Annotated in this window: 9 protein-coding genes; all 9 read left to right on the top strand. The window is 57.7% G+C overall.

The features are described 5' to 3' along the window. On the top strand, positions 1-263 hold a 263-nt coding region (locus Mhypo_RS18395; RefSeq protein ID WP_420845996.1), incomplete at its 5' end, for a hypothetical protein. Between the two features lie 395 nt (positions 264-658). Then, positions 659-1015: a response regulator gene (locus Mhypo_RS15370; protein ID WP_119342155.1), complete on the top strand. Its 357-nt coding sequence runs from the start codon at positions 659-661 to the stop codon at positions 1013-1015. Positions 1016-1069: 54 nt separating this feature from the next. Beyond that, a complete protein-coding gene (locus tag Mhypo_RS15365) occupies positions 1070-1540 on the top strand; it encodes a chemotaxis protein CheW (RefSeq protein ID WP_119342154.1) in 471 nt (156 codons plus the stop codon). A 13-nt stretch (positions 1541-1553) separates the two neighbouring features. Further along, entirely contained in the window at positions 1554-2309 is a 756-nt protein-coding gene (locus tag Mhypo_RS15360) for an MHYT domain-containing protein (protein WP_119342153.1), read from the top strand. Next, on the top strand, positions 2306-4573 hold the full coding sequence (locus tag Mhypo_RS15355; RefSeq protein ID WP_119342152.1) for a methyl-accepting chemotaxis protein: 2268 nt from the start codon (positions 2306-2308) through the stop codon (positions 4571-4573). The genes Mhypo_RS15360 and Mhypo_RS15355 overlap by 4 nt, the downstream gene beginning before the upstream one ends. 14 nt (positions 4574-4587) lie before the next feature. Then, entirely contained in the window at positions 4588-6906 is a 2319-nt protein-coding gene (locus Mhypo_RS15350) for a methyl-accepting chemotaxis protein (RefSeq protein WP_119342151.1), read from the top strand. 8 nt (positions 6907-6914) lie between these two features. Further along, a complete protein-coding gene (locus tag Mhypo_RS15345; protein WP_119342150.1) occupies positions 6915-9683 on the top strand; it encodes a hybrid sensor histidine kinase/response regulator in 2769 nt (922 codons plus the stop codon). A gap of 96 nt (positions 9684-9779) precedes the next feature. After that, complete coding sequence (locus Mhypo_RS15340) at positions 9780-10517, top strand: DUF4388 domain-containing protein (protein ID WP_119342149.1); 738 nt, start codon at positions 9780-9782, stop codon at positions 10515-10517. Between the two features lie 176 nt (positions 10518-10693). Continuing rightward, the gene (locus Mhypo_RS18775) at positions 10694-11647 is read left to right on the top strand and encodes a response regulator (RefSeq protein WP_119342148.1); all 954 of its coding nucleotides are present in this window, start codon (positions 10694-10696) and stop codon (positions 11645-11647) included. Positions 11648-11878: the final 231 nt, after the last annotated feature.

Below are 11878 nucleotides of genomic sequence, written 5' to 3'. Positions count from 1 at the left end.
AAGAAGTCCTTGCCGCCTGGAAAGCTCGTTGGGATCTGGAGCGGGTGCATCGCCTGCTCAAACAGAACCTGGGTTTATCCAAATGCCTCTCTCGTTCCTATGCTACTCAACTCAAACATGCTGACCTGGCCATCGAGGCCCTACACCTTATTCGACAGCAAAAACAACTACATCCAGATCTTTCTTGGCGGACAGCACAGCACAATGCCGCAAAAATCCTCAAATCCCAGCTACTGACCGTACTCCCTGCCCTTTCAGTCTGACTTTATGCCCTTTTTTTACTACTTTTCACTACAGTTCAATCTCTTGCTAACATTAGCCGGCCAATGGTCCGCCAGGTCTGCGAAATTGAGCTCGAGCGACAGCATGGTAGCGTAGCACTTCTATTTCCAAATCTGAGCTGAATCCAGCCATATGAGGGTGCTTATGTAGGGTTCCGGCACAAATTAAGTTCTATAGGGCGTATTCTCGTCTTTCGCTAGCCTGCATCACAACCACCCCCCCCATTTGGGGGTATCCGCACGTAACGCCTTGGCGCCACCAGGGTGTGCATTCATCACGGGGTGTGCGTAACGCTTCACGTAACTTGTGATTACATTGCGGGCGGAAATACCTCTCAGCAGACATACCTTCTCCGAACGCAAAGATGGAGGAAAACATGGCAAAACTGATCGCAGTAGACGACTCCCTGGCCGACCTGAAGCTCATTGAACACTCGCTTTCGCAGTATCACCAGGTCGTGCTATACCAGGGCAGCGAGAATGTCGAGCAGCGCATCGAAGCCGAGAAGCCAGATGCGGTGTTGTTGGATGTGGTCATGCCGGGCCGCAACGGCTACGAGGTGTTGCGCTCCCTGCGTCGGAGTGAGGCCACCAAACACATCCCGGTACTGGTCATTAGTTCCAAGGGCGAGCCTACCGATATTGAGTGGGGCAAACGCCAGGGTGCCAATGGCTATCTGACCAAGCCCTACACCCCCGAAGCCCTGCGCAAAGCAGTCCAGGAACTGCTCTAAGCGGAGTGTAAGCCAGCCACTCGGATCTACCCGATAAGGCACAAGGGCCAGGCTATGATTAATACCACTGTTGACAAAATTTGGGTGCTGCGCTTGGGTGACACTTTTCTGGGGGTGGAACCAAAGACCTTCAAAGAGGTTCTGGAAGTGACCCAACCCGCTCCCGTCCCGCTGGCCCCCCCACCCTTGCTGGGGCTCTTGAGCAACCAGGGCCAAATTGTGCCGGTATTCGATCTGAGTCACATCTTGCAAATTACGCCTGGAGGCTCGGGTATCGCGGCTTTGCTCGAGTTCGAAGGGCAACCCCTGGCTTTCATGATTGACGAGGTGGTGGGGCTACGCGCCAACCTGAGCGGAGCCTGGATTGCCCCCAGCCCAAATCCGCTTTTTAGTGCAGTTCTGGAGGAGAACGGCAAAACCGTGCAAATCCTCGAGGTGCGCAATCTCTTCGCGCACCTTTCTGTACAAATATCTTCACAGGCACCAACTTCTGACACCCTCAGCAGACCCGTGCCTCAAGCCTAAGGAGTTGTCCTGTATGGATCAAACACATCTTCCCATGAACCACGACCCCCTGCTGGTGGGGGCTTCGTTCCTGATCGCCATTTTCGCAGCCTATGCCGCACTGGCTATCATCAACCGCTTGCAACAAGGGGCCTCTGGTAGTGGCTGGCTATGGCTGGGCGCGGGAACCTTTGGGCTGGGGGTCTGGGCCATGCACTTTACTGCCATGACCGCCTTACAGCTCGACATGCTGGTAGCCTACGACCCCCTCCTTACCCTAGTCTCGGTGTTCTTCGCTATTTTTGGCGCTGCGGCGGCCTTCCAGTTGGTCAGCAAACCTAAGGCCGGCTTTACCCGGGTGCTGGGTTCGGGGTTTTTTCTGGGTGCAGGCATCGGTGTGATGCACTATGTGGGCATGTTCGCCATGCGCCTGGATGCCAGGCTGACCTTCGACCTTCCCATGGTCGCGCTCTCGGTTTTGGTGGCAGTCGCACTGGGTACTTTTGGCATCTGGACACTCACCAGCCCGGCTTTTAATCTGGTTCCTTTTCGCCACCTGATCACCGCCATCATCACCGGCTCGGCCATCCCCTTCATGCACTACACCGCCATGCTGGCAGCCCGTTTTACCGCAACGGGCACTGAAGAAATTCACAGCATGGTGGCCAGTGGGAGCTTGCTTTCGCTCAACCTCTTCTTGCTGCTGGCCGTAGCGGTAGTGGGGCTGCCGATGTTCCTGACCTCGCTGCTCGAGACCTCCGCAGAAAAAGTTCAGGAGGTTGAAACATGACTCGCCGTACCCCCAAAACCGCCGTACGCCCGGCCCGTCGCCCTACCCCAGCAGCCCCTACCCAGATGATGCAGGTCGGTGGCCTGCTGGGATCGCTCAAAATCTGGCAAAAACTGCTGCTTATCAGCATTGCTTTCCTGGTTCCTGTTTCGCTATTAACCGTTTCTATTTATAACACCCAGCAATACCAGATCAACTCCGCCTGGAACGAGGCAGACGGTGCTCAGTACGTCACCAAACTCTACGAGAGCATGGTAAAAATCGGTCAGCACCGCCGAAACGTAGACCGGTTCCTCGTGGGGCAGGGTTCTAAAGAGGAAATCTCCAGCAAAGCTGCCGAGGTTGACGCTGCACTCGAGGCGTTGAGCCAGCTTGACCAAAAGCTCAAAGGCAAATTGGCTGTCGGCGATCAAATTGCCAGCCTGAAGAGAAGCTGGACCCGGCTCAAGGATCAAGCAATCCGCCTGGACTCTATAAGCAATTTCGAAGAGCATGCCGCATTATTGGCCGAAATCCAGCAACTGATTGTTCGGGTTGCCAACAACTCTCAACTGACCCTCGACCCTGAACTCAAAACCTATTACCTAGTCACCTCCACCGTCAATCTCATCCCTTCCATGCGAGAAGATCTGGCCCGCCTGCACAACCTGGGCCTCAATATCCTCAAGAAAGGCACTGCCAACGCATATGAGCGTGCCGAGGTGAACGCTTTGGCCGTAAAGATTGGCCAGAACCTACTCGAGCTGAAACAGCAGATCGCGTTCGCAGCAGAAAAAGACGCCAGGAATGCCAGGGTCTTATCGGGGCCTCTCAGCCAGACCGAGGGACTGGTTCGAGAAGCCTATGTCCTGGCCATCAACGAAATCGTCTCGCCCACGCGCCTGAGCTTCTCGGCCAAGGATTACGACGAAACCTTAGGTGCCGCCACAGATATTCTCACCCAATTTGGCTTTGCGGCACTTGTCCTGTTAGATAACCTTCTTGAGGAGCGCATTTTCTTACTTCAACGGGGTCAGCTCATCACCTTTGTACTCTTCGCCCTGTTCCTGGCCCTTACTTTCGGCCTGGTTGGGGCGGTAGCCCGCTCGATTACTCGACCACTGGGGCAGTTGTTTAGCGCCTCGCTTCGCTTGCGCAAAGGCGACCTTGGGGTGCAGGTACCCGTTCAGTCCTCCGACGAACTTGGTTCGCTGGCCCGCACCTTCAACGAAACTGCCCTACAGCTCAAGGCCAAAGCCGAAGCGGACGCCGAGCAACTGCGGCAAAGCCAGCTCCTGCAAGAAAACATCGGGGCCTTCCTGAACGTGGCCATGGACATCGCCCAAGGCGACCTGACCAAGCGCGGGCGCGTGACCGAGGACGTGCTGGGCAACGTGGTAGACGCAGTGAACCTGACGGTTGAGGAGATCGCTTACCTGCTCAAGCAGGTACAGAACGCTACCGAGATGGTGAACCAAGGCGCTTTGCAGATGGCCCTGAGCTCGGGAAGCGTGCTGGAAAAAGCCGAATCGCAGGCCGAGCTTTCAGCCAGGGCACGTATCGAAGCTCTAGATGCCACCGAAACTATTCGCAGCATGGCCGGTCAAATCGCACAGGGTACCGGTCTGGTTATGCAGGCTAAAGAAGCCGCGCTGGAAGGTAAGAATGCGGTGCAAAACACTCTGAGCGGCATGCAAAACATTCGCCGCGAGGTGCAGAGCATCTCTAAGAGCATCAAGGGTCTTTCAGACCGCTCTCTGGAGATTTCCGAGGTGGTGGACACCATCTCGCGCATCGCCAAGCAAACCAACCTGCTGGCCCTTAACGCCGCCATCGAGGCCGCTGGGGCCGGTGAGGCCGGAGCCCGTTTCGCAGTAGTGGCCGACCAGGTGCGCAAGCTGGCCGAGGACTCGGCTCGTGCAGCCCAGCGTGTCAGCCTTCTGGTTAAGGGGATTCAGACCGAGATTCAAGGCGTGGTGATCTCGGTAGAAGGCGGTACTCGCGAGGTGGAACAGGGTTATCGCATCGCTACCGAAGCTGGCAGCAAGCTCGAGCAAATCGCAGCCTTAGCCCAGCAATCCGCCGAGGCCGCACGCCGCGTAGCTGAAGTAGCCCAGGAACAGGTGAGCCGGGTAGAGGAAGTGACGAACGTTGTGCAGGATATTTACAACACCGCCCTGCAAACCGACGAGGAAAGCCGCAAAGGCCGCCAGACCGCCGAGGAACTGCGGGCCCTGGCGCAGCAACTGAGCCAGAGCCTCACCCGCTTCCGGCTGCCAGCATAAGCAGGGGAACTTGTATGGCTTTACAGCGCGACTTTCGAGAGGTGGAGATTAAGCAAGTTGGGCTCCTGGGGGCCCAGAGCCGAAAGGTACGCGTGGATGCCGAAACCCTCGAGGCCCCCAACACGGGGTTTTTCGGCAACCTTCGCATCCCCTACAAACTGGCCCTTCTGGTCATTCCACTGCTCTTCCCCATCTTTTATCTGCTCTTCTCGCTGGTTTCAGAGCAGCGCAGCGACATCAATTTTGTGCGAGCGGAAAAGCAGGGCGTGCTTTTCTTGCAGTACACCAGCAGTGTTATCAAGGCCCTGGCCGAGCATCGTGGAATGAGCGCTGCGGTACTGTCGGGCAATCAGGATTTAGCCATAGAGCGTAGCAAGAAAGCCGAAGAAGTACAACGCAGCCTGTCCCTCCTACAACAAATTAACCGCGCGGAGGGCGATCCCTTCGGTCTAGACAAGGATCTGGAGACGCTCAAAGTCAACTGGAACACCCTCCAGGCTGTAAATCAAAGCGCAAATCGCAGCTTTATAGAGCATACCCGTCTGATACAGCAGGTCTTTAGCCTCAACGAAAGGATTGCCTTTGGCTCTAACCTCCTTCTCGATCCAACCAGGCAAAGTTACTGGCTTGTAGACGCGGTGGTTTATCGTCTGCCTCCGGTGATGGAAGCACTGAGCCAAATCCAGGGCCTGGGCACAACCGCGTTGCAATCCAGAGCTCTATCCCCTGAACAAGAAAAGCGCTTGAGCGGCCTGTTGGCCACTCTGGCAAACCGGGGCACCAACTTAGGTGAGATTGCTTCGCTTACAGCTCCTTTAGAGCGAACGGTACAAAATGCCTTGAACGCCAATCCTATTTTGGGAAATACCCTGAGTGAGCGCGTGAACTCGGCCAGGGCCATCACCGAATCGGCTGCTGATCTGACCCGCCGGGAAGTTCTGAGCAAGCAGTTTGCCCTGGGGCCCACACTATATTTCGAACAACTCAGCCGCCCTGTAGACGCTTACTTTGCTGTTAATAACGCAGGCCTATCCCAGCTGAATGTGGTTCTCGATCAACGTTTGGGGCAGCTGGTCAACAACCAGGTACTCAGCTTGTTCATCGTAATCTCGACCCTGGTACTGGCACTGTGGCTGATTGTGGGGGTGCTCAACTCCATCCTGGCGCCTGTTCGCGAACTGACCAAAACAGCCCGGCATCTGGGCGAAGGCAATCTTTCCTCGCTGGTACTTATACGCTCTAACGACGAACTGGGGCTGGTGGGTAAGACTCTTAACCAGTCCATCCTTACTCTGCGAAGCCTAGTGGAGCAACAAGAAGAAGAGCGCCAGCGGGGGCTGCAACTCCAGCAAAACGTACAGCGTTTCCTGGACATTGCCTCCGAGATTGCCCAGGGCGACCTGACCAAGCGTGGCGAGGTCAGCAATGATGTGCTGGGCAACGTGGTAGATGCGGTCAACCTCACCCTGGAGGAAATTGCTTACTTGCTCAAGGGTGTGAAGCAAGCCGCCGACTCGGTTAACGAAACCGCAGCTCAGATGGATCAACTCACTTCTTCCATTGCCTCGGGCGCGCTCTTGCAGGCCCAGGAAGTGAGTCAGGTGCAAAACCAGACCCAGGTCGTGACCTCCAGCATTCGCCAAATGGCTGAGAGCGCAGGCATCACCGCCCAGGCCGCCCGCCAGACCCTCGAGTCGGCCCAGCTAGGCCGTCAGGCTGTGACCCAGACCCTTGCGGGCATGAGCGACATTCGTATGGAAATGCAGGTTATTGCGGAGAGTATTACCGCACTGGCCCAGCGCTCGGCCGAGATCGAGAGCATTACCAAAGTGCTCGAGGACTTCGCCTCGCAAACCAACCTTTTGGCCCTCAACGCCTCCTTCGAGGCCGCAGGGGCCGGGGCTGCGGGTCGCCGCTTTGCCATTGTGGCCGACGAAATTCGCAAGCTGGCCGAGGAGTCGGCTCGCGAGACCAACCGGGTAAGCCATCTGGTACAGCAGGTACAAAGCGAGATTACCCGTGTGGTGGGGCTGGTACAAGACGGGGTACGCGAGGTAGAAACCGGCTACAGTGTGGCCAACAGCGCTGGGAGTCGCCTCGAGGAAATCGCCCAGCTGGCCGCACAGTCCGCCAATCTGGCCCAGGAAATCTCGAGCCTGGCCCAGAGCCAGGTATCGGTGGTGGAACGGGTGGATCAGGCCGTGCAGAAAATTGCCCACACCGCACAGCAAACCGGAACTGAAAGCCAGGAAGGCCGCCAGTCCGCCGAAGCCATGCGCGTGCTGGCTCAAGAGCTCGCCCGCAATCTGAGCCGTTTCCGCTTACCTGACTAGGAGCCCGTATGTCCGCCGTGACCACACCCGATCTGCTGCAGAGTTTCCTCGACGAGGCCTGGGAAACTGTGGTGGTCTTCGAGCAGGCCGCCGAGTTCCTGGCGATACAGCGTCATGAACCCCTGGTGGTGATGGCTCACCGCCTCAAGGGTTCGGCAGGCTTGTATGGTTTTCCCCAAACTTCAAACCTGGGGGCCCTGGCTGAGCGCATTCTGGAGGCTGCACCCCACTACACACAGAGCCAGCAAGCCAAGGTAATTGAGTTTATGGGTCAGGTCACAGCCGTCCTGACCACCGCCCTGGAAAACATCGCCATCCACGGTGAAGAAGGTCGGGTGGGCCTCGAGCTAGGCCGGCTGGGGGCTGCCGAACTGATCAGGGAGCTAACCGCCCTCAACCCCGACGCATTTGTTCGAGAAACCCCTGAACCTACCGAAGAAGTTGCGTCTCTATCGCTTAGTCCCAAGGCGGGGGTGGTGGAGGAATTACAGGGGTTCTACAAGCAAAATGCAGAGTTCTGGGAGTTTTTTGCCCCCGAAACCCTGGAAAACCTCGACCAGGTGGGCAACATCCTGGCAAGCCTGCAATCCGGCGACGAGACCGGCGAACACCTGCGGGCGCTGTTTCGGGCCATGCACACGGTCAAGGGCGCGGCCTACTCGGTGGGCTGTAAACCCATCGGCGCCCTGGCCCACCAGCTTGAAGACCTGATGGTGGAGGTACGCGAGGGGCAGAGAACCTGGAGCCACGAAATAGCCCAGGTGATGCTGGAAGGCGCGCAGGTACTGGGCAAGATGATTGTGGTAGCCGAGGACAAAGACCCCCAGGCCGCTCAAAGCCTGAACGACCAGCTCTTTGAGCTACAAAGCCACCTGGCACTTTTGCTGGGTCGAGAAGCCCCAGTTCGACCTGAAGCGCAAGCAGCCCCTGCTGCCACTACTCCGGCGGCCACAGCCCCTGCCCGGCGGGCCCGCCCCAGCAGCACGGCTTCGGTGCGGGTGAGCCTCGAGCGCCTCGACGCCCTGCTCAACCTGGCTGGCGAGACCCTGGTAGCTCGCTCCCGCCTGGAATTGCTGGCCCAGCGCTTTGAGGAAATGGATAACCTGCTGGAAACAGCCCGGCAGCGACTTTTACGTACCACCACCGACTTCGAAAATCGCTACCTCAACCCCCGTCTTTCACTGGCGCAGGAAGCCCAGAACCCCGGCCAATCCCCCCAGGCCCAAAGCACTCTGGGCAAAACCGTACAGGAGCTTTTCTCCGAGCTCGAGTTCGACCGCTACGACGACCTCAACATCCTGGCCCGCTCCATCCAGGAGATGACCAGCGACTTGGCCGAGGTTCGCAGCAGTTTGAGCGAACAGATCAAAGCTTTCCGCCAGGAAACGGAGCAATTCGAAAAGCTCTCCCAGAGCTTACGCGAAGAAGTCAGCCGCGCACGCCTGATTCCCATTGGCCGCTTCTACCAGCGCCTCACCCGCCAGATACAGCAAATCGCAGGTGAGAAGCCTGTCCAAATACAGTTTCAGGGGGAGCAGGTCGAAATTGACTCGGTGCTGCTGGACGGCTTGTCCGAAGCCCTCATCCACCTGGTCAACAATGCGATCATTCACGGGCTGGAAAGCCCGGAGGAACGCCGGGCCAAAGGCAAGGAGGCCCAGGGGACCCTGACCATCCGCACCTTGCAACAGCGCAACACCCTGGTGCTGGAAATCAGCGACGATGGCCGGGGCATCGACCTCGAGGCGGTCAAGAGAAAAGCGGTAGAAAAGGGCCTGCTTACACAAGAACAGGTGGAGGCCCTGCGCCCGGAGGAAGCCGTTCAGCTCATCTTTATCTCTGGGCTCTCTACCGCCGAGGTGGTCTCGGATGTGGCCGGGCGCGGGGTAGGCATGGATGCCGTAGCGGCTACCATCCGTCGTCTGCGCGGTGATCTGACCGTGGAAACCCGCCATGGGCTGGGTACTACCGTCCGCCTGCGCGTCCCGCAGAACCTGGTGGTTTCGGACATTTTGTTGCTCCAGACCGGAGGGCAGGTGATCGCCCTTCCGCGCGAAAGCCTTTTGACCCTGCTCACCGCGTCTGCCGGCCAGCAGGAAGTGATCTACGAAGACAGCCCCATCCCTATCAAAACACTCAGCACGCTGCTGGGCTTACCCCCCGTGGCGCAGGAAGAGTACGACCTGGCCGTGGTGGAAGGTCGGGGTGGGGCCCTGGTCGCACTGGCGGTCGAGCGTTTTATTGGCTTGCAACAAGCCCTGGTCAAACCCCTTAGCGCGCCCCTTTCCGAGTTACCCCACCTGATGGGTGCGACCATCGCACCGAGCGGGGAGGTCATCCTGGTCTTGAGTCCAAGCGGCCTTCTCTCCTTAGATACCGCTATGCCCTTCCACACCCGCATCGAGAGCGCCTCCACCCGGCGGTTGCCGGTGCTGTTGGTGGACGACTCGCTCTCGGTTCGCAAGGTGGTGGCACAGATGCTGCGCAAGGCCGGACACCAGGTGGTTACCGCAGCCGACGGACAGGAGGCCCTCGAGCTCCTGGAGCAGCAACCCTTCCAGGCCGTGGTCACCGACCTCGAGATGCCCCGGATGTCGGGCTTCGAATTGCTAGAAGAAGTACGTCGACGCCCCAACCTCGCCCACTTGCCCATAGCGGTGCTGACCACCCGGGCCTCATCCAAACACCGCGACCTGGCCGTCGAGCTTGGTGCAAATGCCTACCTGACCAAGCCCGCCGACGAGGTAGAATTAGACAGGTTTTTGCAGGGAGTGTAGCCGGAGCTCCATCCAGCATCCCCAACAAAACCGTTCGTCAGGAAAGTCGTTTACAGCTATTACCAGGAGCGCTGACTTGACAAAGGAGATTCTTTGATGAGAGCCCTGATCCTCACCGGTCAACCCAAGCGCGGCATCGCGCTCAAAGACAGTTTTTCCCTGTCGGGTTTTGACGTCCAGGTTGAGGACAGCGCCCTCTATGCCATGACCCTCCTGGAGCGCAGCCGGCCCGATGTAATCGTCAGTACCGCCTCACTCAGCGATCTGAGTGGCGCGGAGTTTTTTGACATGGTGCGCTCCGATCCCCAGCTCAACCTGGTGCCCTTTGTCCTGCTCGACGATACCGCCTCACCCAGAACCAGCGACCTTGACCTGATCATGCCCCTCGATACGCCGGTGGCCGAGGTAGTACGCAGTGCTTATAAACTGATCCTCGAGCTCACCCGCAAGACCTACATCTCTGAACCCGCCAATTCCGTCGCACAACACGGCATCCAGGGGCAGTTGGGCGATATGAGCCTGTTTGAGCTGGCCCAGTGGCTGGCCAAATCGGCCAAAACCGGGCGCTTGCGGGTCGAGATCGAAGGTAGCAGCGCCAGTTGGCTCTTTAACAAAGGCCAGCTCATCCACGCCGAGTACGGGGGAAAGAGTGGCGAAGATGCAGTATTACACCTGTTGCTCCAAGCTGAGCAACAACAAAAAGGTCATTTTCACTTTGAACCCCTGACGGAAGCCGATTTCTTTCTGGAGCCCGTCACGATTCGCAAGAGTACCGATCAACTCCTGCTTTCCCTGGCTGTGGAGATGGATCATCGGCAACACGGCATCAACTAGGTGCACGTACCCTACCCGGTGCGTTCGTTGACCCCCAGGCACACTCCGAAAGGAAAGTGCCCCCTGGATTTTGGTTTAAGAAATGGCTGCCTGGTTGGTTGCATTCGCCCCATTCTTGCGGTAATGGTCACACATCACCAGTTCAGATGACATATGGTTCTACCATTGAGGTAGTTATGCAAGGAGCCAAGGTTCTAGTTGTTGACGACAGCACCAGCGTACGGAAAGTGCTGGAGAAGCTGTTGTCCACCCGTGGCCTGGTCGTCACGACCAGCGAGTCTGCCGAACAGGGCCTCGAGGCGGTCAGCCACAACACACCCCACCTGGTGATCGCCGATGTGGTCATGCCCGGCATGAGCGGCTTTGAACTCTGCCAGATACTCAAGATGCGAGAGTCCACCAAAGGTGTGCCGGTCATTCTGATTTCAGGCATCATCAATGAGGGCGTGGTGGCTCAAGCCCAACAGGCGGGGGCCTTCGATGTGGTTTCCAAACCCTTCACCCCCGACGACCTTTTCCCCAAAATCGAGCGTGCCCTAAGCGCCGCCAAGCAAGCATCTCCTACCACCGGCGAGCCATCGCCAGCTCCCAGCCCGGCCGCAACGCCAGTTTTCACAGCAGCTTCAACCCCAACCCCTATTCCACCCACTCCCGCTCCGAGTGAGCCTGTACCGATTGCAGTCAGCCAGGCCGAGCCCCCAACCCTCCCCCAAGCAGCGCCTGTACCGACTCCGCCTGTGCCCAGCATGCCCGCCAACACAGAGCCCCCCCATCAAGCGCTGATGGAAGGACTACGGCCTTTTTTAGACAAGCCCGAGATTGAAAGTGTTCTGGTGATAAGCAATACGGGTCAATTGCTGTCCTGGGCAGGCCAAACTATTGAAGAGCCCGACCTGCTGGCTACTTACCTCCACACCATGCTTTCTATCTCAAGCGTTATGGGTGAAAAATACCACCTCTCTTCTATCCAAAGTCTCGGCCTCGAGTATCTTGGAAAAACCGTCATGGTAAACCGTATCAGCGATAAGGCTTCACTGGTGCTCTTGCTACGTGGCACCGGCGGAACGGGTGTCATTCGCTATCTGGTACTCAAACAAATGCCGCAACTCAAAGCCGTGCTGGGTGAGTAAGGCAAATTCCATAATCCGCGCAGGAGACCTCAAACCTCCTGCGTATTTTGTTGCTCGCTCTTGCCCAGGGGTGTTGACAGAATTTGGAGTATTCGGTACTCTCTTCGTTGCGCCCCAATACGAAGGCTGGCGCGAGGATCATGACAAAGGGGTAGTAGATAAGGGAAGGAAGTCCATCCTGGACGTTATCTATTGTGCGAGCGATAGAGGGGATTCAGGGTGGGTGTGAAT

The organism is Meiothermus hypogaeus, from assembly GCF_003574035.1.
In the GTDB taxonomy this organism is placed as follows: Bacteria; Deinococcota; Deinococci; order Deinococcales; family Thermaceae; genus Meiothermus; species Meiothermus hypogaeus.
The sequence above is the reverse complement of the archived record's forward strand: the minus strand, read 5'-3'. Positions and strand labels throughout refer to the sequence as shown.

Coding starts and splice junctions, on each gene's coding strand:
- Mhypo_RS15370 (WP_119342155.1), top strand. CDS start 659: ATGGCAAAACTGATCGCAGTAGACGACTCCCTGGCCGACCTGAAGCTC.
- Mhypo_RS15365 (WP_119342154.1), top strand. CDS start 1,070: ATGATTAATACCACTGTTGACAAAATTTGGGTGCTGCGCTTGGGTGAC.
- Mhypo_RS15360 (WP_119342153.1), top strand. CDS start 1,554: ATGGATCAAACACATCTTCCCATGAACCACGACCCCCTGCTGGTGGGG.
- Mhypo_RS15355 (WP_119342152.1), top strand. CDS start 2,306: ATGACTCGCCGTACCCCCAAAACCGCCGTACGCCCGGCCCGTCGCCCT.
- Mhypo_RS15350 (WP_119342151.1), top strand. CDS start 4,588: ATGGCTTTACAGCGCGACTTTCGAGAGGTGGAGATTAAGCAAGTTGGG.
- Mhypo_RS15345 (WP_119342150.1), top strand. CDS start 6,915: ATGTCCGCCGTGACCACACCCGATCTGCTGCAGAGTTTCCTCGACGAG.
- Mhypo_RS15340 (WP_119342149.1), top strand. CDS start 9,780: ATGAGAGCCCTGATCCTCACCGGTCAACCCAAGCGCGGCATCGCGCTC.
- Mhypo_RS18775 (WP_119342148.1), top strand. CDS start 10,694: ATGCAAGGAGCCAAGGTTCTAGTTGTTGACGACAGCACCAGCGTACGG.